Annotated in this window: 24 protein-coding genes and 1 pseudogene; 7 read left to right on the top strand and 18 right to left on the bottom strand. The window is 53.4% G+C overall.

Annotated elements, in window-relative coordinates:
* Positions 1-11: 11 nt before the first annotated feature.
* Positions 12-1,208: an acetate kinase gene (locus Q3970_RS05665; RefSeq protein ID WP_303099626.1), complete on the top strand. Its 1,197-nt coding sequence runs from the start codon at positions 12-14 to the stop codon at positions 1,206-1,208.
* Positions 1,209-1,351: 143 nt separating this feature from the next.
* Here the strand turns inward: Q3970_RS05665 and Q3970_RS05670 are convergent, their stop codons facing one another.
* Together Q3970_RS05670 and Q3970_RS05675 are read right to left on the bottom strand one after the other, a co-directional pair.
* Positions 1,352-2,206 carry a ScpA family protein gene (locus tag Q3970_RS05670; RefSeq protein ID WP_303099627.1) on the bottom strand — a complete coding sequence of 285 codons (855 nt, stop codon included), beginning with the start codon at positions 2,204-2,206 and terminating at the stop codon, positions 1,352-1,354.
* Complete coding sequence (locus Q3970_RS05675; RefSeq protein ID WP_303099628.1) at positions 2,203-2,994, bottom strand: tRNA threonylcarbamoyladenosine dehydratase; 792 nt, start codon at positions 2,992-2,994, stop codon at positions 2,203-2,205. Before Q3970_RS05675 ends, Q3970_RS05670 begins: the two co-directional genes overlap by 4 nt.
* A 136-nt stretch (positions 2,995-3,130) precedes the next feature.
* On the opposite strand from Q3970_RS05675, the gene Q3970_RS05680 reads away from it, so the two are divergent.
* A complete protein-coding gene (locus Q3970_RS05680; RefSeq protein ID WP_303099629.1) occupies positions 3,131-3,598 on the top strand; it encodes a universal stress protein in 468 nt (155 codons plus the stop codon).
* A gap of 275 nt (positions 3,599-3,873) precedes the next feature.
* On the opposite strand, the gene Q3970_RS05685 is transcribed toward Q3970_RS05680, so the two are convergent.
* Entirely contained in the window at positions 3,874-4,011 is a 138-nt protein-coding gene (locus tag Q3970_RS05685; RefSeq protein WP_303099630.1) for a DUF3149 domain-containing protein, read from the bottom strand.
* 261 nt (positions 4,012-4,272) lie between these two features.
* On the opposite strand from Q3970_RS05685, the gene Q3970_RS05690 reads away from it, so the two are divergent.
* The 3 genes from Q3970_RS05690 (at position 4,273) to Q3970_RS05700 (ending at position 6,780) form a co-directional block, all read left to right on the top strand.
* Entirely contained in the window at positions 4,273-5,178 is a 906-nt protein-coding gene (locus tag Q3970_RS05690) for a lysine exporter LysO family protein (RefSeq protein ID WP_303099631.1), read from the top strand.
* Positions 5,179-5,276: 98 nt separating this feature from the next.
* Positions 5,277-6,053, top strand: coding sequence for a DeoR/GlpR family DNA-binding transcription regulator (locus Q3970_RS05695; protein WP_303099632.1), 777 nt, complete (start codon positions 5,277-5,279; stop codon positions 6,051-6,053).
* 106 nt (positions 6,054-6,159) lie between these two features.
* On the top strand, positions 6,160-6,780 hold the full coding sequence (locus Q3970_RS05700) for a glutathione S-transferase (protein ID WP_303099633.1): 621 nt from the start codon (positions 6,160-6,162) through the stop codon (positions 6,778-6,780).
* A gap of 286 nt (positions 6,781-7,066) precedes the next feature.
* Here the strand turns inward: Q3970_RS05700 and Q3970_RS05705 are convergent, their stop codons facing one another.
* The 8 genes from Q3970_RS05705 to rluD all read right to left on the bottom strand — a co-directional run bounded on the left by Q3970_RS05705 (position 7,067) and on the right by rluD (position 13,976).
* The gene (locus Q3970_RS05705; protein WP_303099675.1) at positions 7,067-7,549 is read right to left on the bottom strand and encodes a GNAT family N-acetyltransferase; all 483 of its coding nucleotides are present in this window, start codon (positions 7,547-7,549) and stop codon (positions 7,067-7,069) included.
* Positions 7,550-7,726: 177 nt separating this feature from the next.
* On the bottom strand, positions 7,727-8,332 hold the full coding sequence (gene recR / locus Q3970_RS05710; protein ID WP_303099634.1) for a recombination mediator RecR: 606 nt from the start codon (positions 8,330-8,332) through the stop codon (positions 7,727-7,729).
* Positions 8,333-8,420: 88 nt separating this feature from the next.
* Positions 8,421-9,374: a nucleoside hydrolase gene (locus Q3970_RS05715; protein ID WP_303099635.1), complete on the bottom strand. Its 954-nt coding sequence runs from the start codon at positions 9,372-9,374 to the stop codon at positions 8,421-8,423.
* Positions 9,375-9,410: 36 nt separating this feature from the next.
* Positions 9,411-10,106, bottom strand: coding sequence for a hypothetical protein (locus Q3970_RS05720; RefSeq protein ID WP_303099636.1), 696 nt, complete (start codon positions 10,104-10,106; stop codon positions 9,411-9,413).
* 137 nt (positions 10,107-10,243) lie between these two features.
* Positions 10,244-10,744, bottom strand: coding sequence for a Fe-S protein assembly co-chaperone HscB (gene hscB / locus Q3970_RS05725; protein WP_303099637.1), 501 nt, complete (start codon positions 10,742-10,744; stop codon positions 10,244-10,246).
* An 82-nt stretch (positions 10,745-10,826) separates the two neighbouring features.
* The gene (gene nudB, locus Q3970_RS05730; RefSeq protein ID WP_303099676.1) at positions 10,827-11,276 is read right to left on the bottom strand and encodes a dihydroneopterin triphosphate diphosphatase; all 450 of its coding nucleotides are present in this window, start codon (positions 11,274-11,276) and stop codon (positions 10,827-10,829) included.
* A gap of 1 nt (position 11,277) precedes the next feature.
* A complete protein-coding gene (locus Q3970_RS05735; protein WP_303099638.1) occupies positions 11,278-12,699 on the bottom strand; it encodes a mechanosensitive ion channel family protein in 1,422 nt (473 codons plus the stop codon).
* A gap of 152 nt (positions 12,700-12,851) precedes the next feature.
* Complete coding sequence (rluD, locus tag Q3970_RS05740; protein WP_303099639.1) at positions 12,852-13,976, bottom strand: 23S rRNA pseudouridine(1911/1915/1917) synthase RluD; 1,125 nt, start codon at positions 13,974-13,976, stop codon at positions 12,852-12,854.
* Here rluD and Q3970_RS05745 point away from each other — a divergent pair.
* Both Q3970_RS05745 and Q3970_RS05750 read left to right on the top strand, forming a co-directional pair.
* On the top strand, positions 13,975-14,784 hold the full coding sequence (locus Q3970_RS05745) for an outer membrane protein assembly factor BamD (RefSeq protein ID WP_303099640.1): 810 nt from the start codon (positions 13,975-13,977) through the stop codon (positions 14,782-14,784). The genes rluD and Q3970_RS05745 overlap by 2 nt on opposite strands.
* A 95-nt stretch (positions 14,785-14,879) precedes the next feature.
* Positions 14,880-15,506, top strand: coding sequence for an HI_0552 family protein (locus Q3970_RS05750; protein WP_303099641.1), 627 nt, complete (start codon positions 14,880-14,882; stop codon positions 15,504-15,506).
* 164 nt (positions 15,507-15,670) lie between these two features.
* On the opposite strand, the gene Q3970_RS05755 is transcribed toward Q3970_RS05750, so the two are convergent.
* The 7 genes and pseudogenes from Q3970_RS05755 to cysD form a co-directional block, all read right to left on the bottom strand.
* Positions 15,671-17,086 (bottom strand): Fic family protein, encoded by a 1,416-nt coding sequence (locus Q3970_RS05755; protein ID WP_303099642.1) that lies wholly within the window; start codon positions 17,084-17,086, stop codon positions 15,671-15,673.
* Between the two features lie 117 nt (positions 17,087-17,203).
* Positions 17,204-17,970 (bottom strand): annotated as a pseudogene (locus Q3970_RS05760) (IS5 family transposase).
* Positions 17,971-18,110: 140 nt separating this feature from the next.
* Positions 18,111-18,737: a glutathione S-transferase family protein gene (locus Q3970_RS05765; protein WP_303099643.1), complete on the bottom strand. Its 627-nt coding sequence runs from the start codon at positions 18,735-18,737 to the stop codon at positions 18,111-18,113.
* 107 nt (positions 18,738-18,844) lie between these two features.
* Positions 18,845-19,276, bottom strand: a complete 432-nt coding sequence (locus Q3970_RS05770) for an organic hydroperoxide resistance protein (protein WP_303099644.1) — start codon at positions 19,274-19,276, stop codon at positions 18,845-18,847.
* A 290-nt stretch (positions 19,277-19,566) separates the two neighbouring features.
* Positions 19,567-20,199: a hypothetical protein gene (locus Q3970_RS05775; protein WP_303099645.1), complete on the bottom strand. Its 633-nt coding sequence runs from the start codon at positions 20,197-20,199 to the stop codon at positions 19,567-19,569.
* Between the two features lie 49 nt (positions 20,200-20,248).
* Entirely contained in the window at positions 20,249-23,071 is a 2,823-nt protein-coding gene (gene uvrA / locus Q3970_RS05780; RefSeq protein WP_303099646.1) for an excinuclease ABC subunit UvrA, read from the bottom strand.
* A 156-nt stretch (positions 23,072-23,227) separates the two neighbouring features.
* A complete protein-coding gene (cysD, locus tag Q3970_RS05785; RefSeq protein WP_303099647.1) occupies positions 23,228-24,142 on the bottom strand; it encodes a sulfate adenylyltransferase subunit CysD in 915 nt (304 codons plus the stop codon).
* Positions 24,143-24,449: the final 307 nt, after the last annotated feature.

A 24,449-nucleotide genomic window follows, 5' to 3' on the forward strand; every position in this document is an offset into this window, starting at 1 on the left:
TAGGAGCGCATATGTCAGACAGACTGATTTTGGTATTGAACTGCGGCAGTTCTTCTTTGAAAGGCGCGGTATTGGATAACGGCAGCGGCGAAGTATTGCTGAGCTGCCTGGCGGAAAAGCTGAACCTGCCCGATGCGTATATCACGTTTAAATCCAACGGTGAAAAACGCAAGGTGGATCTGACCCGCCATCCCGATCACACCGGCGCGGTGGAAGCGCTGATGGAAGAATTGAAAGCCCACGGCCTCGACAGCCGCATCGCGGCGGTCGGCCACCGAGTGGTCAGCGGCGGCGAGCTTTACAGCGAATCTATCGTGATTACGCCCGAAGTGGTGGACGGCATCGAAAAATGTATTCCGCTCGCTCCGCTGCACAACCCCGCCAACCTGCTGGGTATCCGCGCCGCGCAAAATATCTTCAAAGGCCTGCCGAATGTGGCCGTGTTCGACACCGCTTTCCACCAAAGCATTCCCGAACACGCCTACACTTATGCCGTACCGCGCGAGTTTTACCGCAAATACGGCCTGCGCCGCTACGGCTTTCACGGCACCAGCTACCGCTTTGTGGCCGACGAAACCGCCCGTTTTCTGGGTAAAGACAAAAACAGCCTGCGCATGGTGATCGCCCACTTGGGCAACGGTGCGTCGATTGCCGCCGTTGCCAACGGCGAATGCCAAGACACCAGTATGGGTTTGACCCCGCTGGAAGGTTTGGTAATGGGCACCCGCAGCGGTGATGTTGACCCGAGCGTATTCTCGTTTTTGGCCGAAAACGCCAATATGAGCATTACGCAGATTACCGATATGTTGAACAAAAAATCGGGTTTGCTGGGCATTTCTGAGTTGTCCAACGACTGCCGCACCATCGAAGAAGAAGCGGGCAACGGCCACGAAGGCGCAAAACTTGCGCTGGAAGTGTTTGCCTACCGCTTAGCCAAATACGTTGCCTCTATGGCGGTTGCCGCCGGCGGTTTGGACGCTTTGGTGTTTACCGGCGGCATCGGCGAAAACTCCAATCTGATCCGCAGCAAAGTGTTGGGTTATTTGGGCTTTTTGGGTTTGACCGAAGACAAGCAGGCCAACGAAAACGCCCGTTTCGGCAATGCCGGCGTGATTACTTCTGCCGACAGCAAAGCGCTGGCGGTGGTGATTCCCACCAACGAAGAGTTGATGATTGCGCACGACACGGCTTCTTTGAGCGGCCTGTAATACGGGCGGATCCGCCGGTAATAAAAACCCTGCTTCGGCAGGGTTTTTATTTTACGGTTTGGAATTTCAAATATCTGGAGCAGTAACCTTGCAAAATCCGCCCAAGCCGTCAGATTGCAGCCAGCCCGGCAAACCCTCAGGGTTTATTGTTCCGTTTCTTCAAAGAGGCCGTCTGAAAGCGTCTCCGCACCGCCGTCTTTCACATGGATTTCGATTTCGGCGAAGTTTTCGGGCTGAACGATGCGCACCAAGCCTTCTTTGGCCAGCTCGAGCAGGGCGATGAAGTTTACCACCACATACACCGCGCCTTGTTCGGGCCTGAGCAGCTCCGAAAAGCGGCAGGTGCCTTGGGTGTTGAGGCGGCGCAGAATGGCCGACATCTGCGCGCGCACGGATACGGCGTCTTGCACCACGGCGTGGCTTTTGGTGTGTTTGGCGCGGGAAAGTATGCCCAGCCACGCTTGGGTGAGGTCGGCGATGTGCACGTCGGGCAGTTTGGCTTCAACGGCGATTTCCAGCGGCAGGTAGGCCCAGGCGAAATCGCGGCCGGCGCGGGGCAGGGCGTCGAGGCCGGCGGCGGCGAGCTTCATCTGCTCGTAGGCCAGCAGGCGGCGCACCAGTTCGGCGCGCGGGTCGGCTTCTTCGCCTTCTTCCGTGTTTTCGGGCTGCGGCAGCAGCAGGCGTGATTTGATTTCGATTAACACCGCCGCCATCAATAAATATTCGGCAGCCAAATCAAACTGATAGGCTTCCATTTGGGCGATATAGTGCAGATACTGCTCGGTGATTTTAATCATCGGGATATCGAGCACGTTGATATTCTGCTTGCGGATCAAATAAAGCAGTAAATCCAGCGGCCCCTGAAAGCTGTGCAGCACCACTTTCAGGGCATCGGGCGGGATAAACAAATCCTGCGGCACATCGGTAACGGGTTGGCCGAAAATCCACGCTACGGCGTTTTCAGACGGCCTTTGCAGGTTTTCTGAGGCGGCGGTCATTTTTCCGCCCCTATGTGTTCGATAGCGGTCTGCGCGCAATAAAGGCCGAACGGTGCGGTAACGAGCATGCTCGCGCCGTAGCCTGCGCACGACAAACCTTGCGGGGCGTTGCGGCCGTCTGAAAGGTTATCGGCATTGCACGCTTCGGCCGTTTGCGGCGGGGTGATGTTTTCGGTGGAAAACACGCACGGCACGCGCATTTTTCCGCCGCCGCGCGGAAAGCCGTAGCGTTTGCGAAGGGCGTAGCGCAGGTTGGCCAGCAGCGGGTCGTGGGTGGCTCTGCTCAAATCGCCGGTTTGGATTAAAGCCGGGTTTTTTTGGCCGCCGGCACCGCCGCTCACAACAAACGGCCGGCCGTTTTGCACGAAATAAGCCGCCATCGCCGCTTTCACGCGCACTTGGTCGATGGCGTCGATAACAAAATCGAAAGGCCGTCTGAAAATATCCTGAAGGTTTTCTTCGGTAACGAAGTCTTCAATTTCGGTTACGCGGCAGGCGGGGTTGATTTGCAGAATGCGCTCGTGCAGCGCTGTTACTTTGGCTTTGCCGAATTCGGCCGTGAGCGCGGGCAGTTGGCGGTTGACATTGGATTCGGCCACGTTGTCCAAATCCACCAGCGTTAATGCGCCGATGCCGCTGCGTGCGAGCGCCTCCACCGCCCACGAGCCGACGCCGCCCACGCCCACCACGCAAACGTGCGCGGCGGCAAAGCGCTGCAGTGCGGCTTCGCCGTAAAGGCGGGCGATGCCGCCGAAACGGCGGGAAGAAACGGAAGCGGTGTCTAGCATGATTCTGCCTTGTGATAAGTCAAACACAATAAAAAAAACGCTGCCAAAACGGCGCAGCGGTATTATACTTCAACGAAGCCGCCAAAAGTTGGGATGAAAGCCGGCGGTTTGACACCACCTCAATAAGGAGAAGACGATGTATAAACATTTGGTTGTTGCCGTTGACGGCAGTGCGACTTCCCTCAACGCTTTGAAGCACGCCGCCGATCTGGCAAGTTTCGGCAATGCGCGGCTGACTTTGGTTCACGTTGCCAACCCTGCCGAATATATGGCTCTGGCTCCCGAATTTTTACAGCATGAAAGCTATGAAGCCGCCGCTGTGGCGCAGGGCAACGAAGTGCTGGACTTCGCAGAAAACAGCGCCAAAGAGCAGGGCGTGGCCAATGTGGTGAAACACCTGCTGGTGGCCAATAAAGGTGCGCGCGAGATGGCGCAGGAGTTGGTTGATTATGCCGACGATCAGGGTGCCGACCTGTTGGTTTTGGGTACCCACGGACGCAGCGGCCTGATGCACCTGCTGATGGGCAGCTTTGCCGAAACCGTGATGCGCCAGAGTCATCTGCCTCTGCTGGTTATCCGCAGCACGGAAGACGAAGCGGAATAAAGCCGCCGTTATCCGTCAGGTTGAAAAGCCGTAATCCGCCGTTGTTTCAAACGGCGGATTACGGCTTTTCTGGGTTTTATACTTTCAGACGGCCTTTTGGTTTTGAGCGGCAGGTATTTTTGAAATCTGCATGTGGTTTGCGGAATAAAAAAAGGGGTGGCACGCAGCCACACCCAAACACACACACATCAAGAGGAAAGAGAGAAAAAATGTTTCAATCATAGGGCGATATAAAATGCCCTGCATGTTGTTCCGATAAGGAAACTAGATGAAAACTATTGCTTTTCGGGTTTTTTATCCGCCTGGCGTTTTACCCAAAAAAATAAAAACATGGCAATAACCATCACTAAAACAATGGTGAGTAAAGATAGAATACCCACAGGCGATTTAAACAGTTCGTTGAAAAGTTCCATTATTTGTGTTCCCGGCAAATTGGTTTGTAGTTGTCAGCTTTTAGAAGCGATTATAGGTAAAAACGGTTATTGGGTTTTGATACAGGTCAAGCTTATCAAGATTGATTCGGGAGTTCCCGTTCGGAAGAAGGGGGCCGTCGGAAAGGAAGGGGAGCGGATTCGGCTATAATCGCATCATTTTCACAGATTCCTCATATGCCTGCCCTATAACGGAGTAAATCCGCCATATATGTAGGGCCGTCTGAAACCGATGGATATTGTATGGACAGCCTGATTACCCTGATTTCGATTTTGGTTCCGCTTTTTCTCGGTTTTTTTATCAATCTGCCGAAGCCTTATCTGAAAATTATAGATAAGGCTTTGGTTTGGCTGGTGTATATCATTTTGCTGTTAATCGGCGTATCGCTCTCGCAGGTGGAAAATCTGGGCGCGCAGATCGACACCATCATCGGTGCAACCGTTTTGCTGTTCGCGTGCGTTATCGGCCTGAACCTTGCTGTGTTGATGTGGTTCGACCGCCGCCATCCGTGGCAGACCGCAGGCGGGGGCAAAAAGGCGCGGGTGAGCATTGCCGGCAGCATCAGGCAGGTGGGCTGCGTGGTGTTGGGCTTTTTGGCCGGCGAAGCCTTGCAGGATACTTGGCTGCCGCCGGAGAGTTCGGGCACTTATTGCCTGATGCTGCTGGTGTTGCTGGTGGGCATACAGTTGCGCGGCAGCGGCATCGCGTTGCGCCAGGTGCTGATTAACCGCCGCGGCGTGCAAACTGGCATATTGATTGCCATATCTTCGCTGCTGGGCGGGCTGCTGTTTGCTGCGCTGATTCCGGAAGTGTCGTGGAGCAAGGGATTGGCGTTGGCATCAGGTTTCGGCTGGTATTCGCTGTCGGGCATTGTGATGACCGAAGCCTACGGCCCTGTGTGGGGCAGCATTGCGCTGCTGAACGATTTGGCGCGCGAGTTTTTCGCGCTGGTGTTTATTCCCGCGCTGATGCGCCGCCACCCCGGCGCGGCGGTGGGCGTGGGCGGCGCCACCAGCCTCGATTTCACGCTGCCGGTGATTCAAAGTTCGGGCGGTTTGCAGGTTGTGCCGCCGGCCATCAGTTTCGGTTTTATTATCAATGTTACCGCCCCGTTTCTGATGGTGTTTTTTTCAAATATGCATTTTTAGCAGGACAGCTTGCGGCCGTTTATTTAATTTGGCACAATGCAACGGATAACTTTTAGCAGTAACAGATAGTTATAACTTAAGATTATAAAGAACACACCATGCCGCCACGCATCCAACGACACGAAAAAATCATCGCCCTTGTGCGCGAACACAGTTTCATGCCGATCGAGCAGCTTGCCCGCGAGCTTGACGTTACCCCGCAAACCATACGCCGCGACATCAACCAGCTTTGCGAAGAAAACCTGCTGCGGCGTTATCACGGCGGCGCCACTTTGGGCGACAGCCTCGAAAACGAAGATTTCAACACCCAAAAAGCCAAGCTGCAAAGCGAAAAAGCCCATATCGCCGATTTGATTGCCGAGCATATTCCCGACAACTCCTCGCTGTTTTTGAGCATAGGCTCCACCATCGAAGCGGTGGCGATGGCGTTGGTGAAAAAGCGCAAAGGCTTGTGCATTATCACCAACAACATCCATGTGGCCGCCATCGTGTCGGGGCGCAGCGACTACACTGTGATTATCACTTCCGGCGTGGTGCGCCCGATAGACGGCGGCGTAACCGGCGTGGCCACGGTGGATTTCATCAATCAGTTTAAAACCGACTATGCCGTGTTGAGCGCGTCGGGCGTCGATGCCGACGGTTCGCTGCTCGATTTCGACTATAAAGAAGTGAGCGTGATGCAGGCCATGATGGAAAACGCCCGAATGCGCTATTTGGGCGTGGATCACAGCAAATTCGGGCGCAACGCTTTGGTGCGCATGGGCAGCATCGGCGAATTCGACGCCGTGTTCACCGACCGCGAGCCGGACGAAGCGATGTGCAAACGGCTGGAAGAAGCGGGAGTGAAATGCCTGATTGCCGATAACGGAAAATAATGCAGAGGCCGTCTGAAAACGCAATATTAATATTGTTTTTCAGACGGCCTTTTTGATTTGCATATCAAAACAGATTCTTTCCCGACAACAGCAGAAAGGAAGCAGCATGAAACTTTGGTATTCCACCACCAGCCCTTATGTGCGCAAAGTCCGCGCCGTGGCCGCACACCATGATTTGGGTGGGCAAATTGAGCTGCTGAAAGTAACCTCGTCGTTCGATGCCGCTTCGCCGCACAATCAAAACAACCCGCTCGGCCGCATACCCGTGCTGCAAACCGACGGCGGCGAATGGCTGCTCAACAGTAACGTGATTGCCGAATACCTTGACACGCTGGGGCAGGGGCGGAAACTGTATCCTCAAGACAACGGCCGCTGGGAAGTGTTAAACCTGCACGCGCTTGCCGAAGGCATTTTGGAAAACACCGTGGCGATGATTGCCGAAAAAATGCTGCGCCCCGAAAACGAATGGTGGGCGGCGCGCCACGCGCAGATTAAAGCGCGCAACGAAAGCGCACTCAAACTGCTGGCAGAGCGGGTGCAACCATATGGTACAGAGTTGAACATCGGCACCCTTTATGCCGCGTGTGCGGTGGATTTTTTATTGTTCCGTAACAATTTAACCGAAGCCCAAGGCATAATCGCCGCCGCCGGACTCGACGCTTGGGCGGCCGAAATGAACAGCGTCCACGCCTGTTTGGCCGAAACCAAACCGTATGTTTCGGTATAAATGTGCCGCTATATGCCGGCACGTAAGGCCGTCTGAAAATCACCGAATGCCCTGCCTGCTGCGGAACAATGCGGCTGTTCCTAGGGGCTGTTGACAATTGGCCGGCGAAGCGGTTTTTTGAGGCAAAAACCGCGTATGCAAGGCAAAAAGCGCAGCAAGGTTGGACACCTTGCGAGCATTTTAGCTTCGCCAGTCCGCTACGCTACCTAACGCCGCCGACGGGGATTTTTGACCAAAAATACCGCCGTTGCGTTAATTGTCAATAGACCCTAATACGGTAAACGGCTTAGAGGTATTTGCGCATCAGTTCGCACTCAACCGTTACTTCGCGGTTTAAGGGCAAAACGGCGGAGCCGAGTGATTCGTAGCCGTTGAGTTTGTAGAACGCTACCGAATTGAGCGAGGCATAGAGTTTGATAAAGCTCAGCCCTTCGCTTGCTGCCAGTGCTTCGGCGCGCTGCAGCAGGGCGGTGCCTAAGCCGTGGTTGTGCACGAAGGGATGGACGTAGAGCGCGTCTAACTGTGCTTCTTTGAAATCGAGTTGGAAAAAGCCTTGAATGTGTCCGCGGTATTCCACCACCCATAAGGCTTTGTTGGAATCGGCCATGGTGTCGAGATAGCCTTCGGGGCTGAGCAGCCGGCTCCATGCTTCGAGTACGCGGTTGTTGTAGCTGCGGGTGCAGGTGTATTGCACGGAATAACGATGGGCGTTGTAGATGTGTTCGCAGTCGTGCGGAGCTGCGGGGCGGAGTACGGTAATCAGGCTCATGGCATATCGGCAGTGGGTTTCCAAGCAACCGGTTGTTTACGTTTGGCAGGCTGCCTGAATAATCAGACTAAATGTGGGTTTACAGGTGTGAACATACGATATTTTTAACGGTTGATAAAGCGGTTTGTGCCGAACGCTGCCTTTTTTACACAAGCGGAATATAACAATCTTTACTGTTTATTCTTTCAGCATTTTCCGTTCGTAAACCGCCTGTGCGAGCGTGCCGGCATCGACATATTCCAGCTCGCCGCCCAGCGGGATGCCGCGCGCAAGGCGGCTGACTTTGTAAGGCAGGTTTTTGAACAGTTCCGACAGCACATAGGCGGTGGCGTCGCCCTCGGCGGTGAAGTTGGTGGCGATGATGATTTCTTCTACTTCGCTGTTTTGCAGTCTTTCTACCAGTTTGTCGAGGGCGATGTGGCTTAAATCCATGCCTTGCGCGGGGTTGACTTGGCCCATTAATACGAAATACAGCCCGTCGTGGCAGTTGGCGGCTTCCATGCCGGAAACATCGGCGGGCATGTGCACAATCATCAGGCGGCGCGGGTCGCGGTTGTGGTCGGCGCAGATATCGCATAACCCGCCTTCGCAAAAGGTGTTGCAGCGGGTGCAGTGGTGTACTTGTTTTAAGGCGTGTTGCAGGGCTTCGGCCAATTCCTGCGCGCCGTCTCTGCTGTGCTGCAACAGTTGGTAGGCCATGCGCTGGGCGGATTTGGGGCCGACATTGGGCAGAATTTTCAAGGCGTTGATCAGGCGGGTGAAAGCATCGGGGTTTTTGGACATGGTCTCGTTATTGGTTGAAATCTGTTTGAGGCCGTCTGAAAAATGCGTTTCGCTTGTTTTCAGACGGCCTGTATTTATTGCGGAAAAATCAGGGCAGTTCGCGGATAGAATCGGCCAGTTCGCGGAATATCGCGTCGGCATCGACATCGGTTACCCAATAGGCATTGGCCGGTTTGCCCGTGGTGCCCCACCAGTCGACTACGCAGGCACCCATGGTCAGCTCGCTCTGGGTTTCGACATCGACACGGCACGATTTACCGCTGAAGAGTTCGGGAAATACGGCGCAGGCAATGGCGCAGGGATCGTGCAGCGGCCCGCCTTCGAGGCCGAACTTTTGGGTGTCGAAACGTTCGTAGCTTTGCAGGATGTTGGCCAAACGTTTGCCGTTGGTGTTGTTTTGCTTGCGCAAAACATCCATGCGCGGGGTGGTGATGCAGGCTTTGTGGGTAACGTCGAGCGGCAAAACAGTTATCGGTGCGCCGCTTTGCAATACTATCTGCGCGGCATGGGGATCGACATAGAAATTGAATTCGGCGGCAGGGGTAACGTTTCCTGCTTCGAAATAGTTGCCGCCCATCAGCACAATGTTTTTGATACCGCGCACGATATCGGGGGCAAGGCTGATGGCTTGGGCGATATTGGTCAGCGGGCCGATGGGGCAGAGGGTGATGGGGGCATCTCCGGCTTTACGCAGGGTGTCGATAAGATAGGGCACGGCGTGCACGGGTTGCAGCGGGCATTGCGGGTCGTGCAGTTCGGCTCCGTCAAGCCCGGTTTTGCCGTGTACTTCTTCGGCGGTAACCAAGGGCCGCAGCAAGGGTTTGCCTGCGCCGGCATAAACGGGAAAATCGGTTTCGCCCGCCCAGTCGCAGATAATTCTGGCGTTGGTGGCGGTGTGGTGCAGGCTTACGTTGCCGGCTACGACGGTGAGCGCTACAAAGTCTATCAGCCCGCGTTTTGCCAGCCCGTGCGCCATCAGAATGGCGGCGGCATCGTCTTGGCCGGGGTCGGTGTCGATAATCAGGCGGATTTTTTCGTTCATGGGCTGCTCCGTTGTGTTTGCACCGCCCGCAGGCGTTTATCTGCCGTCCTGTCTGGTGCCGGCGTTTTGTGCTTTGAGGGTTTTGTCGTACTCTTTCTGCTCTTCGGGTGAAAAACCGTTTTCATTCAATATTCTTATACGGTTGGTTGCGGCTTGGAGTTCGGCACGGCTGATTTTGGTGCGGCTGATGCGCCAAGATGTACGGCCTTTTTCGGTAACCGGGCGCGCCGTCCACAAGCCTTCTTTTTGATAATGGCTGAGAACGGCCTGCGCCAGTGTTTTCATATCAGTGTCGGGGTGGGCGGCACCTATGGTACGCCCGACGCGGTTGTTGCGCAGGTCAGCGGCCTGGTCGGCGGCCGCACGGCTGAAATACTGGGTTTTGCTTTCGCGTATGGAAGTGTTGTTTTCATAGGCGTTGCCGATTTTTTCGGCGATTTCGGTGCCGAAGCGGGCGGCAATGGCAGCCTGCCAAAGTGTGTGGCGCACGGCATTTACCTGCGTGCCCAAACCTTCGCCGCCGTTGGCTTGGTTGTCGAGGCCGGTTTTGAGGGCGAAGCGGGCGGCATTGCCGGTGATATTGACGGCGTTTTCGCCGGGCAGGCCGATGGCCTGCGCAGCTACGGGATGGTTGGCTGCAAATTTAAGAATTTTATTGCGGCGGCTCTCGTCGCTGTGAATCTGGCAGGCGGCGAGCAGCAACACGCTGAACAGTAAGCTAATTCGTTTCATATTGTTTCTTTTATCAAAGAGGTTTGAGTGAGTAATGGACGGGTTTAGGGTTGCGGCGGGTAAAAAGTTTCGCCGCTAAATCTGCATCTAAATCTACATGGTAGCGCTTTTTGTTTTTATGGTTTTCAGACGGCCCGTCAGGAGGCTGCCTGTATTTCTTGGCGGAGCTTGTCGAGAAAGCGGCTTTGGCGCACCAAGGCGGCTGCTTCGTCGTGATTCTGCCGTGAAAAAGCGGTGCTCAGTTGCTGTTGCAGTTTTTGCTGCTCTGCGGCAATTTCTCCGTCCAGCTCTGCAAGTACTGCTGTATTGCCGTTGGAGCGGGCTTCTTCTAAAGTTTCGCGCCATTCCATCTGCTGCATCAGAAATTCGGGGGCGAAAGTGGTGTGTTCGGGAGCGTCGGCTTCGATGCCGTGCAGCTGCAGCAGGCAGGCGGCGCGCTCGGTGGGGTTTTTTAAAACGCGGTAGGCTTCGTTTACGGCCGAAGCCATCATCACGGCCTGTTTTTGTTCGAATGCGGAGGCTGCCGCGTATTTGTCGGGGTGGAACCGTGCAGCGAGCGAGCGGTAGGTTTGCTCCAGCATTTCGACATCGATATCGAAAGCGGGTTCCAATTTAAATAAAGCAAAATGTTGGGTCATGAAAACCTTCAATCGAATCAAGCCTGTTTACAAACAGCTGCGGCTTGGTTTACATAACTTAAATTATCCTACAAAGCTGAAATTAAAACAAATGCTTATGCAGGTTTAAAATAGCAGCCCTGTTTGAGGGCGAAAACACCTTTTCGGCCGCTTCGGACAGCGGCAGCCAAGCGTAGGCGGTATGCTCGGAAGGGCTGATTTTTATTGGTGCCTGCCGGTTTATTTCGGCGGAAAATATGTGTTCGGTATTATGCGTAACGCCTGCCGGGTAGCGGTGGCGCCAGTGCGGGTAGATTTCGTACTCAGTGCTTTCGTGCCAGTTGCACAATTGGCCGTCTGAAAGGTAAATTCCTGTTTCTTCGAAAACTTCTCTGACTGCTGCGGCTTCGGGCGTTTCGTTTGGTTCGAGGCTGCCGGTTACGGACTGCCAGAAATTTTTACAATCGGCGCGCTCGATAAGCAGCACGTTACCGTTGCCGTCGTGCAACACCACCAATACGGATACGGGTATTTTGGGCGGTTTGGCCGTCATATCAGTTTCCATCGTCGAATGCCGCATCGGAGCGGGTGTCGGTTTGTGATTTTAAAGAAGCTTTTAAAATGGCGGCATCGCCGGGTGTTTGCGTTTCGTTGAGAATGCGTACTTCGCGTTGTGGAAAAGGAAACTCGATGCCGTGTTTGTTGAAACGCTGCCAAATGCCGAGCAAGATGGCGGAAAACAGGGCGGCAAAACCGTTTTCGGGGTCTTTTACCCAAAAACCGATGCGCAAATCAATGCCGTTGTCGCCGAAGCCGAGAACCACGGCCTTGGGGGCGGGGGAAGTGTCTACGCGTTCCTGCGCGGCGGCAGCCTCTTCAAGCAGGCTTAAGGCTTTAGTCAAGTCGGTATGGTAAGCCACCTGAACATCAAGGCTCTGCCACAACGATTTGCTGGTGTAGGATTCGTTGATAACGGTGGAGGTTATAAAGGTTTCGTTGGGAATCAGCGCTTCGGCACCGGTGGCGCTTTTGAGCACCACGAAGCGCGAGGTGATTTTGGTAACGTAGCCGGTGAAACCGTCCACAGTCAGGCGGTCGCCGGGGCGGATGGAGCGGTCTCCCAAAATAATAAAGCCCGAGATATAGTTGCTGGCCACTTTCTGCAGCCCGAAACCGATGCCTACCCCCAAGGCGCCGCCGAACACCGACAGCACCGTTAAATCTATGCCCACCAAGGGCAGCGCGATAAGGAAAGACAATACAATCATTGCCGTGCTGATGATTTTTGAAAGCACGATGCGCAGGTTGATGTCGAGCCGTTGGCTTGCCATCAGTTTGTTGTTGATAAAGCGCGCCAGCCACAACGCGAATACCATAACGACGGCCACCCATAAGAGGCCGGTGAGCACGGTGTAGAGGTTGAGTCTGACGGTGCCTACGGGCAGTTCCACGGTTTTCATGGCACCGGTGATAACGGCTTCGATGCCGGAAACCCATAATACGAAAACAATCCAAAGTGCGGAGGAGAGGAAACGCTCGAGCCAGTCGGTAATTTTATTGGCGGGCAGGGCCGCGCGGAGCACTGCCAGTGCGAAACGGATGAGTATCATCCAGCGGGCCGCCATGGCCAGCAGTTGCAGCCACAGGGGGTTTTGGCCGGAAAGCTGCCAAAAATAGATGGCGGCAACGGCGGCGGCAAGCATCAAAACCGGCCAAAGGATGCGTTGGCCGATATGGCGGATTGCACCCCAATGCGGGTGTGCGGCCGGCTTTCTGCCTATCCAATAGCCGGACAGCCAGAAAGTCGCCGCAATGATTGCGGCGGCAAGAGCTGCTTCCAACCAGCCCGAGGGGCGGTTGAAGCTGTGTTCCAGCAGTTGTGCGGTAAATTCACGGCGGGCGAACAAACCTGATATGAAATTGGAAATCCCGCTGTTTTCAATCTCTTGCAGGCCGGTATCAGACAAATTCAACATGGTTTCGACAGATGTGCGGTTGTATTTACAATTACGGGTTGGGGATTATAGCCTAAATCAGCCGGCATTTTTCGGCCGGCTCCGGCGGTACCGGGCTTTGAGCGGGCCTTCTGAAAAATCCGCCCGCGGTGCAGGCCGGAATGCCGCACTGCTTAATCGCGTATGTAGATTGTTTCTACATCATAATCATCGTCGCTCCAACCGTCGTCGTCATTGGTTCCGTCGGGTTTTCCCTGCCATTCGGCTTCGCGGCCGAGAGGGGAATCGAAGCCTGCTTCCAAACGCAACACTGAAAGCAGGCGGTACATATCTGCGGGAACCGGAGCTTCAAACGATACGGTTTCGCCCGTAGCCGGATGCTCGAAACTCAAGCGGTAGGCATGCAGGGCTTGGCGGGCCAGGCCTTTCACGGCTTCTTTAACGTTGTCGGAGCAGGTGTGGCGCGGGTTGCCGTAAACGGGGTCGCCCGCCAGCGGGTGGCCGGCTTCGCGCATATGCACGCGTATCTGGTGGGTGCGGCCGGTTTCAAGCGAGCATTCTATATAGCTGTGCGTCAGATAACGCTCCAGCACTTTCACATGGGTAACCGCCGGTTTGCCGCCGAATTTCACCACCGCCATTTTCAGGCGGTTGTGCGGGTCGCGGCCGATTAAGGTGTCGATTTTTCCGTCGAACGGTACGATGCCGTCGGCCACTGCGCGGTAAATGCGTTTGACCGTGCGCGCCTGCAGCTGGCGTACCAAATGGTTTTGCGCGGGCAGCGTTTTGGCTGCTACCATCAGGCCGCTGGTATCCTTATCCAAACGGTGCACGATGCCGGCGCGCGGAATCTGTGCCAGCCCGGGGCAGTGCGCCAGCAGGCCGTTGAGCAGCGTGCCCGTCCAGTTGCCGGCGGCGGGGTGTACCACCAAACCTGCGGGTTTGTTCAGCACAATTACGGAGCCGTCTTCATAAACAACGTCCAAATCCATGGGTTCGGGCGTAAACGCCAAGGTTTCTCCGCTCGGGCGCACCGTTACCGCGATATATTCGCCGCCTATCATTTTGTCTTTGGGTTGGGCCGGCTCTCCGTTTACCGTTACCGCGCCGTCTTTTATCCAAGCGCTCAAGCGGCTGCGCGAATAGTCGGGCAGCAGTTTGGCCAGCACCGCATCGAGCCGCATGCCCGCCAAACCGAGGGGAACGGTTAAATTAATGCAAGTTTCTGTATCGGGGGCTGCCGTAAATTCCAAATCATCGTTATAATCGGCTTCATTTTCAAAGGAAGAGTTCTGCATGAAAAAAATTCTTTTAGTAGTTGCATTGGGTTTGGCTTTGGGCGGCTGTGCCGGCACCAAAGGCACTATTGACAAAGATGCCCAAATCACCCAAGACTGGACGGTTGAAAAACTCTATGCCGAAGCGAACGGCGAGTTGAAGAGCAACAATTATACGCGAGCCGTCAAGTTATACGAAATTCTGGAATCGCGCTTTCCCAACGGCCGTTATGCCCAACAGGCGCAATTGGACACCGCTTACGCTTACTATAAAGACGACGAACCTGAAAAGGCACTGGCCGCCGTCGAGCGTTTCCAGCGCAACCACCCCCAACACCCGAATATGGACTATGCCTTATACCTCAAAGGCTTGGTGCTGTTTAACGAAGACCAGTCGTTTTTAAACAAACTGGCCTCGCAAGACTGGTCTGACCGCGATCCGAAAGCCAACCGCGATGCCTACCAGGCGTTTGCCGAGCTGGTGGAGCGCTATCCCAACAGCAAATACGCGCCCGATGCTACCGAGCGCATGGCAAAACTGGTGGATGCATTGGGTGGCAACGAAATCGCTGTGGCCCGTTATTATATGAAGCGCGGTGCGTATCTGGCCGCTGCCAACCGCGCGCAGAAAATCGTCGAGCGTTATCAAAACACCCGTTTTGTGGAAGAGTCGCTGGCGATTATGGAATCTTCCTACCGCAAAATGAATAAAACGCAATTGGCCGACGATACCCGCCGCATTCTGGCGCAAAACTTCCCCAACAGCCCTTACCTGCAAAAACCGTGGCACGAGAGCACCGGCATTCCGTGGTGGCGCTATTGGCGTTAAAGTTTGATTTAAATAAATAGCTTATAAGGCCGTCTGAAAATGCATTTTTGCATTTTCAGACGGCCTTAGGGTATTTTCTTTCGCAGGAGCCGGTTATGTTACAGCCGCAGCACAGTGCCGTATTCGATTTGCCGTTTTTCCAATTGGCGCAAATCAAGCGTTATTGTCCCGAGCGTTTGGATGAGATTAAAGCGGCACACCGCGCGGCGTGGCTGGTATGGCGGCAGACGGTGGAAGCGGTGGCGGCACGGCTGGGGGCGGAGTTCGCGCCGCCGCATATCGAGCGCTGGTGCAACGGCTGGCAGGTGCGGGCGCATTTTTTTGCCTATTTCAAATACGCGCGTTACCGCGATTCGGCAGTGATTTTCTCGCTCTTGCTCAACCGCCGCCGCTTGGGCGTGAGCCTTGATTGGCACAGCTACCGCGCCGCGCGGTCGGCCGTGCCTCTGGAACAGTACCGGCAATGGCCGCAGGTTTTGGCGGGCGGGGATTTCGACGGTTTTGACATGTGGCGCGACAGCGACGGCGAGTATGCCGATTATCCGACGGTTGCCGAACAGTGTGCGCGGGGCTTGGCTTTGGCCGACGGCGATTTCTTTTGCATCGGCAGCCATATCGAACGCGGCAACATCGGTCAAACAGACAGCGCGGCCTGGCTGGCGGGGCAAATACGCGCCTTGCAGCCGGCCTATGAGGCCTGTTTTGCCGGACAGCAGGCGTAGGGTCTGTTTACAATTAGCGTAACGGCGGTATTTTTGGTCAAAAATCCCCGTCTGCGGCGTTAGGCAGCGTAGCGGGCTTGCGAAGCTAAAATGCCCGCAGGTGTCCAACCTTGCTGCGCTTTTTGCCTCAAAAAACCACTTCATCGGCCAATTGTCAACAGCTCCTAGCCTTCTCTCTTCAGCCTTTCCAATAAATCTTGCGGAGCGACATATTCCAAAGCGTTTCCTGATTTGAACGGCACTAAGAATCTATATTCACCTAGTTTGCTTAAATCGCTGCGGGCAGTATTCAAAGAAACACCATATTGATTGGCAATTTCTTGTGCGGTAAAAATTTTCCCGCTTTCTTCCACTGCTTTTTGTAGAATACCAATTTGCCGTTGGTTTAACTTTCCTATCTTTTTGGTATATTTGGCAATTGCTGCTTTGAACTCCTGCTGGTGTTTCTGCTTGTTAGAAATATAGTTTTCCAAATCGGCGACTGCCCGCTTGATAATGTCGCATTGATAGTAAATGAAATAGGTTAAATCCAAATTATCGGTTTCTGCATATAGATAGGATTTTGCATATTGAGCAGGAGCATTTTTCAGTAGGCGGCTGATGGATATGTATTCAAACAGCCAATAACCGTTTTTGAGCATAAACCAATAAAATAAAGCCCGCGCCGTCCGCCCGTTGCCGTCGCCGAATGGGTGGATATAACCGATCAGGAAATGCAGGATAATGGCTTGCACAACCGGGTGGATAAACGGATTTTCCCCGCCGTCATAAGTGTTGTTGGCAAACGTGCATACCGCTTCCATTAGTTCATAAACCTGTTCGTGCGGAGGCGGTTGATACAGGCTGTTGCCGTCGGCATCGGCAATAAAGATTTCATTATCTTGTCTGAATTGTCCGGGTTCGGCGCGGTTTTCAATGGCATTTCTTGTGGCGGTACGGTGCAAATCCAAAATCATTTCAATGCTTAATGGCGTATTTTTCAAGTCCACCGCTTTTTTCATCAAGTGATAGTTGTTCACTATCATGATTTCGTCTTTGGTTTTGGGTTTGCGTTGTGATTTGAGCATATCCTTGGCCACTTGGCGCGTGGTGGCTGCGCCTTCTAATTGTGCCGATGTAATCGCCTCTTCCATAATCAGAGATTTAAGCAGAAACCTGTTCTGCTCGCTTCTGCCGAAACCGCCCAAGCTCGACGTGCCGATAGTGCTGCCGCAGCTTTTATCAATCAAATGAAGCCGTGCCTGTAAAGAATCGGGAATACAGAATCTGAATTGATGCCCATGCGGAAAATCAATCGGTTTTTGGATTTTTCTGCGGCTTTCCTGCACTGCCCGCCATTTCATCCGTGTATCCTGCGTGTGTATCCTGCGGAATTTATCCCAATGCAGATAAGCTCCGTTCTCATCGGTAACGGAAAATTCGGAATAATCTTTGATTTCAGCAAAAAAATCAGGAATATCCATATCGGGATTGTTTTCAGCAGAGCGGAGCAGCTTGGCGGTTTGTGCCATCTTTTCGGTGAAATGTTGCACATATTCTTGCTGCAAGAGGGCAAATTTCGGAGGACTAGAGATTTTCATAATGAATACCAAGATAACTCAATTTTTTATAATTGAGTTATCTTAGTCACTTTGAAGGAAAATGGAAAGTATTTTAACAAAGTATACGGAAAGTCATTACATTAAAAACCTATCCCACTAGGTACTCCGCCATACGATAATGCCGCAGGCTAGATACAGCATGGCGAGATAGTTCTCGGGCAGTTTCTCCCACTGGACAAGTATTTGCCGGAAACGGTTGAGTCATCCGTACGTCCTTTCCACTACCCAACGTCTCGCTTTGAAACCCTCCCCCTTCTCCAGCTCCTTCTTCTCTTCCCCACGGCTGCGGATGTGTGCGGTATATCCCATCGCTTTAACAAACGCCCTTACTTTGCGGCTGTCATAGCCTTTGTCCATGCACAAACCATGCCCCTCTCCCGCCTCAAGGAGCGGTTTCTCTATCTGTAAGCTTTTCAAGGTCTCTTCCACCAGTCCCGCATCATGGCGGTTCGCCCCGTCAACCGCAACCGATAGGGGGATGCCCGCCGCATCGGTCAACAGACTGCGCTTTACTCCTTGTTTTCCCCGGTCGGTCGGGTTAGCCCCTGTTTTTTTTCGTCGGCAAGCGGGGCTTTGGTTACAGCGCCGTCCATTGATACCCAAGACCGGTCAATCCCCCGTGTTTCTTGGTATTTTTCCAGCCCTTTCTGCCATAGCTTGAGGAAAACGCCCGCCTTGTTCCATTCTTGAAAACGGCGGTGGGCAGAACTTGACGAACAAATTCCGGTGGCGTTGAGGGCATTCCATTGACAGCCCGTGCGCAAAACGAAAAAGATGGCGTTCATTGCGCTTCTGTCGGGTACTCGGGGACGATGGCATCCCAAGGGGTGGGGTCTGCGTGGTGGCAATAAAAGTAAATGAATGTGTCAGCGTGGACGATTTAGCTAAATGCGGAGAAATTTATTACCAAATTTTAGCTAATTTATTAAATAAATCCTTCTCTTATTAAGGAGTGCAAAAGGCCGTCTGAAAGATGATTTTCAGACGGCCTTTGTTTCACCGTTTAAAAGCGGCTCAAATCCAGCCCGCCGCCGGTTTTTTCATCGGCTTTGCGGTAGGCGGGGTGGGTTTCGATTTGCTCAAGGTAGCGGACGATGTTCGGGTAGGCGGCTTTATCCACATAATTCAAGCCCCATTGCAGCGGGAAGGAAAGGGCGAAATCGGCACCGGTGAGCTGCTCGCCGACAATCCATTTTCGGCCTTCCAGCGTGCTTTCCACATGGTTGAAATAGAGCCCGACTTGGGCATCGGTGTAGGCGGCGAATTCGCCCAAATCGCCTTTTTTGGAGACCAGCGCCAGCAGGTTCGCCGAAAACATCGAGGCGGAAACCGCCAGCCAATATACATAGTTAGAATAATCGTCGGTCTGACGGGCGGGGGTGAAGCGGTTTTCGCCGTCGTAGCGGTCGAGCAGGTGCTGGATAATGGCGTTGCCCTCTGCCAGTATCAAACCGCCGTCCTGCAATACGGGCGCTTTGCCGAGCGGATGCTGTGCTTTGAGTTCGTCTGGGGCAAAACCTGTGCCTTCCAAACGGTCGTAGATTTTCAGTTCGTAATCCAAACCGAGGGCTTCCAAAAGCCACACGATGCGGTGCGAGCAGGATTGTTTGAGGTAATGCAGGGTAATCATGGTGTTTCTCCTATAAAAAACGGTTGGTTTTTGCAAAATTTTGCGGAAAAAAGACCGCTTGTAAAAATGCCGTCTGAAAGACATTTTTCAGACGGCTTTATCAATGGTTACAAATCAAACGACTGAATCAGATTCACGTGCAGGCGTACATCGACATTACCGCGTACGGCATTGGAGTACGGGCAGACTTCATGTGCTTTTTGAATCAGCTTTTTCGCCTCTTCCTCGCTCACGCCTTCCACGGTGATGGTGATGTCCAAATCCAGACCGAAGGCACCGTCGGGTTTTTGACCGATACCGACTGCCACGCTGGTGGACGATTTTGTCGGTTTGATGCCCAGAGTCGGGGCGACGTGGTTCATGGCACTGTCGAAACAGGCAGCGTAGCCCATGGCAAACAGCTGCTCGGGGTTGGTGCCTTGTTTGCCTTCGGTATTTTGAAAGCCGACCAAATCAAAGCCGATAGATCCGTCGTCCACGCGGGTGTGGCCGTCGCGTCCGCCGGTGGCGGTGGCTGAAGTGTGATAGAAAATTTTCATGGGTTGCTCCTTAAAGTAGGGTAAAAAGGTTCTATCTGAGCCCAAAGCCCGTCGCTGATGAGCCATTTGTCGGTTGATTTGTTCATAATCGCCTCCCGGGGTGAGATGGGTATTTGCTCATTTGACCATTCCTAATGGGATAGGTTCTAAGTCAGCAGTTTCAAGAATGGAAAATAAAGTAAGCCGTCTGAAAAGTTTCAGACGACCTTGAACGTGAAGCCTAAAGAACGCGTGCATGCAAGACATGCACCCTACGCGCTGATTTTAGGTTTCAGGCAGGCTACGGCTAGCTAAATTTTGTCTTCTGCCGGGTCTATTCTCCAGTAATGTTCTGGATTTCTTGTACATTCAACAGTAGGAAAACGTTCAGTAACTTTGCGTTTTTTTAAATCGCCATTTGGATGATAAAAGTCAATCCATTTGCTTGGTTTATTATAATACTTCATTTCTCCCCCGCATTTTGGGCAATTGCACGGAAAAATTTTTTCTAATGTTAATTTTCCACCTTTACCATTTAAGGCGTAATTGACAAATAAAGGAACTCTAATTTGCTTTTTAGCAATTTGCCGAAGTTTACATACAATTAAGAATGGAGCAGAAAATATCATAAATAAAATAAGATAGAGCCAACTATTTGTTTGAGTAACGCCTTTAAGACTGTCAAGTGCGCCAAAAAATAATGTACCAAAGGGTATTAAACTAAGAATACCAAGCAAAACACTAATCCAAGTTAATGCAGCCAACGTGAAAGGGTTTCTCCATCTAGGTTCAGCTCGATACAATTCTAATTTATCAACATTGGATTGCTTTTTAGCATAATTGTGCTGATGAACTGTATTATATTGATCTCCTTTTATATATTGATCTCCAATTTGTGTTGAACCATTAAAAGTTGCATCTTTAAAATTATTTTCTTGTTTCATTATATTTTTCTCCAAATTCAAGAATTAATTAAAACATAACTGTATTAAGTTATAAAATTTTTTGTAAATACTTCCCCGTATAACTCCCCTTAACCTTCACCACTTCCTCAGGGCTACCCTCTGCAATAATCCGCCCGCCGCCGTCGCCGCCTTCCGGCCCCAAGTCCACAATATAATCCGCCGTTTTAATCACATCCAGATTATGCTCAATAATCACAATCGAGTTGCCTTTGCCTTTCAGACGGCCTATTACCTCTAATAACAAGGCAATATCGGCGAAGTGCAAACCCGTGGTCGGTTCGTCGAGAATATATAAGGTGCGGCCGGTGTCGCGTTTGGAGAGTTCCAAAGCGAGTTTGACGCGTTGGGCTTCGCCGCCGGAGAGGGTGGTGGCGGATTGGCCGAGGCGGATGTAGCCCAAACCCACGTCCATCAGGGTTTGCAGTTTTCGGGATACGGTGGGCACGGCGTCGAAGAATTGGCGGGCTTCTTCTACGGTCATGTCCAGCACTTGGCTGATGTTTTTGCCTTTGTATTGCACTTCCAGCGTTTCGCGGTTGTAGCGTTTGCCGTGGCAGACTTCGCAGGGGACGTAAACGTCGGGCAGGAAGTGCATTTCCACTTTAATCACGCCGTCGCCTTGGCAGGCTTCGCAGCGGCCGCCTTTGACGTTAAACGAGAAGCGGCCGACGTTGTAGCCGCGTTCGCGCGAAAGGGGGACGCCGGCGAAGAGTTCGCGGATGGGGGTGAACAGCCCCGTATAAGTGGCGGGGTTGGAGCGCGGGGTGCGGCCGATGGGGGATTGGTCTACGTTAATCACTTTGTCGAGGTGTTCGAGGCCTGTGATGTCGTCATAGGGGGCAGGTTCTTCGTGGGCGCGGTTGAGTTCGCGGGCGGTGATTTTCGCTAATGTGTCGTTAATCAGGGTGGATTTGCCGCTGCCTGAAACGCCTGTGATGCAGGTGATTAAGCCGAGCGGGAGTTTGAGGGTTACGTTTTTGAGGTTGTTGCCGCGCGCGCCTTTGAGCACCAGCATTCTTTCGGGGTTGACCGGTGTTCTTTCAGACGGCACTTCGATTTTTTTCTTGCCGCTTAAATATTGGCCGGTAACGGAATCGGCGCATTCGGCCACTTGTTTGGGCGTGCCCGCCACCAGCACGGTGCCGCCGTGTTCGCCTGCGCCCGGGCCCATGTCCACCACGAAATCGGCTTCGCGTATCGCGTCTTCGTCGTGTTCCACCACAATCACGCTGTTGCCCAAATCGCGCAGGCGTTTGAGGGTGGCCAATAGGCGGTCGTTGTCGCGCTGGTGCAGGCCGATGGAGGGTTCGTCTAAAACGTACATCACGCCGGTGAGGCCGCTGCCGATTTGGCTGGCCAGGCGGATGCGCTGGGCTTCGCCGCCCGAAAGGGTTTCGGCGGAACGGGACAAGTTGAGGTAATCGAGGCCGACATTAATCAGAAAGCCCAAACGTTCGGTGATTTCTTTGAGGATTTTTTCGGCGATTTGTTTTTTGTTGCCGTCCAAATCGAGTTTTTCAAAGAATTCATGGGTTTTGGTGAGCGGCCAGGCGGAAATTTCGTGCAACGCTTGTTTGCCCACGTAAACATAGCGGGCTTCTTTGCGCAGGCGCGCGCCGCCGCAGCTGGGGCAGGCTTTGTGGCTTTGGTATTGCAGCAGCTCTTCGCGCACGGTGTTGGAATCGGTTTCGCGGAAGCGGCGTTCGAGGTTGGGGATGATGCCCTCGAAAGCGTGGCTGCGGTTGAAGGTGGTGCCTTTTTCGGAAAGGTAGCGGAAATCGATGATTTCTTTGCCCGAGCCGTGCAGCACCGTTTTTTTCACTTTTTCAGGCAGCTTTTCAAACGGCGTGTCCACGTCAAAATCATAATGCGCGGCCAGCGACTGAATCATTTGGAAATAAAACTGGTTGCGTTTGTCCCAACCTTTGATTGCACCCGCCGCCAATGATAACTCGGGGTGCATCACCACGCGATCGGGGTCGAAAAAGTTCATATTTCCCAAGCCGTCGCAGGTGGGGCAGGCGCCGACGGGGTTGTTGAAGGAAAACAGGCGCGGCTCCAGTTCGGGCAGGCTGTATGAGCAGACGGGGCAGGCGAAGCGGGCGGAAAACCAGTGTTCTTCGCCGCTGTCCATTTCCAAAGCCAGCGCGCGTTCGCCGCCGTGGCGCAGCGCGGTTTCAAAACTTTCGGCCAGCCGCTGCTTGATGTCGGCCTTCACCTTCACGCGGTCGATGACCACGTCGATATTGTGCTTGATGTTCTTTTCGAGCTTGGGCACTTCGTCGAGCTGGTAAACCTCGCCGTCCACGCGCACGCGGGCGAACCCCTGCGCCTGCAAATCGTGAAAAAATTCGACAAATTCTCCTTTGCGTTCGCGCACGGCGGGGGCAAGTATCATCACGCGCGTGTCTTCAGGCAGCCCCAAAACATGATCCACCATCTGTGAAACGGTCTGGCTGGCCAGCGGCAGGTTGTGTTCGGGGCAGTAAGGCGTGCCGACGCGGGCATACAAGAGGCGCAGGTAGTCGTGGATTTCGGTTACCGTGCCCACGGTGGAGCGCGGGTTGTGGCTGGTGGATTTCTGCTCAATCGAAATCGCCGGCGACAAGCCTTCAATCAAATCGACATCGGGTTTGTCCATCATCTGTAAAAACTGGCGCGCATAGGCTGAAAGGCTTTCCACATAGCGTCGCTGGCCTTCGGCATAGAGGGTGTCGAACGCCAGCGAAGACTTGCCGCTGCCCGACAAACCCGTTACCACCACGAGCTGATGGCGCGGAATGTCGAGGTCGATGTTTTTCAAATTGTGGGTGCGTGCGCCGCGGATGCGGATGGTGTCGTTGTTGCTCATGTCTGCTTGAGGCCGTCTGAAAAATGAAACCGCGTATTGTAGCATTTTTCAAAGAAAACCGCGGGGTTAGGTAAAGGGAAAGGCCGTCTGAAAAGTTGTTTTTCAGATGGCCTGCTGTTGAGAAAGTTAGATGGACAGGTTTTTTTTAATCCGCTGTTAAAAGTAACCCTGTTTTTTGCGCTCTTCCATCGCCGTTTCAGAAACGCGGTCGTCCATGCGGGTGGCGCTGCGTTCGGAGATGACGGCGGCGGCGGTTTCGGCGATGATTTCTGCGGCGGTTCCGGCGGTGCTGGCCACAGGGCAGGTGCACGAAATATCGCCGACGGTGCGGAAGCGCACGCTGCGCACTTCGGATATTTCACCTTCGCGCTTGGGCGTGAGCGGGGTAACGGGCACCAACAGGCCGCCGCGTTCGACGACTTCACGCTCATGGGCGTAGTAAATCGGCGGCAGCGCGAGGTTTTCGCGGGCGATGTATTGCCAGATGTCGAGTTCGGTCCAGTTGGAAATCGGAAACACGCGCATGTTTTCGCCGGGAAACAGGCGGGTGTTGTAGAGGCTCCAGAGTTCGGGGCGCTGATTTTTCGGATCCCATTGGCCGAATTCGTCGCGGAACGAGAATATGCGTTCTTTGGCGCGGGCTTTTTCTTCGTCGCGCCGCGCGCCGCCCATCAGCGCGTCGAAGCCTTGTTCTTCTATGGTTTCCACCAGTGTAACGGCTTGGGCGGCGTTGCGCGAATCGGTTTCGCGGCGCAGCACCACCGTGCCGCGTTTGATTGAATCTTCAACACGGCCCACCACCAATTGCACGCCGGTACGCGCCACGGTTTGGTCGCGGAATTCAATCACTTCGGGGTAGTTGTGGCCGGTGTCGACGTGCAGCAGCTTGAACGGCAGTTTCAGCGGCCGGCCTTTGATTCGGAAGGCTTTTACCGCCAGCGAGAGCAGCACCACAGAATCTTTGCCGCCCGAAAACAGCAGCGCGGGGTTTTTGGCTTCGGCGATTACTTCGCGGATGATGTAAATGGATTCGGCTTCCAGCCAGTCGAGGTGGCGGTTTTGGACAGACATGTTTTTCTCTTTGTGCGGAAACGGATTTTCAGGCGCCACTTTAGTCAGGCCGTCTGAAAAAGGGAAAGAACGGTTGGTTTTAACAAAATGCGTTTCCGTTATATCGGCACCTGTTGTGATTTTGATTGCAACTGCATGAAAAAAACGGTGTTTTATTTGCAGCGGCAGCAACCTGATATAACAAAAATATCTTAAATTAAAACCAACCGTTCTTTCCCTTTTTCAGACGGCCTGATTTAAAGTTGGACAGCTTAAAAACGCTGCCCGCTTTTTTGCAGCGGCACCGACAAAACCACCGCCATAAAAA

The organism is Neisseria sp. (assembly GCF_030530745.1).
In the GTDB taxonomy this organism is placed as follows: domain Bacteria; phylum Pseudomonadota; class Gammaproteobacteria; order Burkholderiales; family Neisseriaceae; genus Neisseria.

What these genes read in the sequence shown, in the direction of transcription:
- Q3970_RS05755 (WP_303099642.1), bottom strand. Translation starts at nt 17,086, where the DNA reads ATGAAAATCTCTAGTCCTCCGAAATTTGCCCTCTTGCAGCAAGAATAT.
- Q3970_RS05685 (WP_303099630.1), bottom strand. Translation starts at nt 4,011, where the DNA reads ATGGAACTTTTCAACGAACTGTTTAAATCGCCTGTGGGTATTCTATCT.
- Q3970_RS05700 (WP_303099633.1), top strand. Translation starts at nt 6,160, where the DNA reads ATGAAACTTTGGTATTCCACCACCAGCCCTTATGTGCGCAAAGTCCGC.
- Q3970_RS05735 (WP_303099638.1), bottom strand. Translation starts at nt 12,699, where the DNA reads ATGTTGAATTTGTCTGATACCGGCCTGCAAGAGATTGAAAACAGCGGG.
- Q3970_RS05750 (WP_303099641.1), top strand. Translation starts at nt 14,880, where the DNA reads ATGTTACAGCCGCAGCACAGTGCCGTATTCGATTTGCCGTTTTTCCAA.
- Q3970_RS05670 (WP_303099627.1), bottom strand. Translation starts at nt 2,206, where the DNA reads ATGACCGCCGCCTCAGAAAACCTGCAAAGGCCGTCTGAAAACGCCGTA.
- Q3970_RS05770 (WP_303099644.1), bottom strand. Translation starts at nt 19,276, where the DNA reads ATGAAAATTTTCTATCACACTTCAGCCACCGCCACCGGCGGACGCGAC.
- uvrA (WP_303099646.1), bottom strand. Translation starts at nt 23,071, where the DNA reads ATGAGCAACAACGACACCATCCGCATCCGCGGCGCACGCACCCACAAT.
- Q3970_RS05695 (WP_303099632.1), top strand. Translation starts at nt 5,277, where the DNA reads ATGCCGCCACGCATCCAACGACACGAAAAAATCATCGCCCTTGTGCGC.
- Q3970_RS05705 (WP_303099675.1), bottom strand. Translation starts at nt 7,549, where the DNA reads ATGAGCCTGATTACCGTACTCCGCCCCGCAGCTCCGCACGACTGCGAA.
- nudB (WP_303099676.1), bottom strand. Translation starts at nt 11,276, where the DNA reads ATGACGGCCAAACCGCCCAAAATACCCGTATCCGTATTGGTGGTGTTG.
- Q3970_RS05720 (WP_303099636.1), bottom strand. Translation starts at nt 10,106, where the DNA reads ATGAAACGAATTAGCTTACTGTTCAGCGTGTTGCTGCTCGCCGCCTGC.
- Q3970_RS05765 (WP_303099643.1), bottom strand. Translation starts at nt 18,737, where the DNA reads ATGATTACCCTGCATTACCTCAAACAATCCTGCTCGCACCGCATCGTG.
- Q3970_RS05775 (WP_303099645.1), bottom strand. Translation starts at nt 20,199, where the DNA reads ATGAAACAAGAAAATAATTTTAAAGATGCAACTTTTAATGGTTCAACA.
- Q3970_RS05715 (WP_303099635.1), bottom strand. Translation starts at nt 9,374, where the DNA reads ATGAACGAAAAAATCCGCCTGATTATCGACACCGACCCCGGCCAAGAC.
- Q3970_RS05690 (WP_303099631.1), top strand. Translation starts at nt 4,273, where the DNA reads ATGGACAGCCTGATTACCCTGATTTCGATTTTGGTTCCGCTTTTTCTC.
- Q3970_RS05675 (WP_303099628.1), bottom strand. Translation starts at nt 2,994, where the DNA reads ATGCTAGACACCGCTTCCGTTTCTTCCCGCCGTTTCGGCGGCATCGCC.
- Q3970_RS05680 (WP_303099629.1), top strand. Translation starts at nt 3,131, where the DNA reads ATGTATAAACATTTGGTTGTTGCCGTTGACGGCAGTGCGACTTCCCTC.
- Q3970_RS05745 (WP_303099640.1), top strand. Translation starts at nt 13,975, where the DNA reads ATGAAAAAAATTCTTTTAGTAGTTGCATTGGGTTTGGCTTTGGGCGGC.
- cysD (WP_303099647.1), bottom strand. Translation starts at nt 24,142, where the DNA reads ATGTCTGTCCAAAACCGCCACCTCGACTGGCTGGAAGCCGAATCCATT.
- hscB (WP_303099637.1), bottom strand. Translation starts at nt 10,744, where the DNA reads ATGACCCAACATTTTGCTTTATTTAAATTGGAACCCGCTTTCGATATC.
- recR (WP_303099634.1), bottom strand. Translation starts at nt 8,332, where the DNA reads ATGTCCAAAAACCCCGATGCTTTCACCCGCCTGATCAACGCCTTGAAA.
- Q3970_RS05665 (WP_303099626.1), top strand. Translation starts at nt 12, where the DNA reads ATGTCAGACAGACTGATTTTGGTATTGAACTGCGGCAGTTCTTCTTTG.
- rluD (WP_303099639.1), bottom strand. Translation starts at nt 13,976, where the DNA reads ATGCAGAACTCTTCCTTTGAAAATGAAGCCGATTATAACGATGATTTG.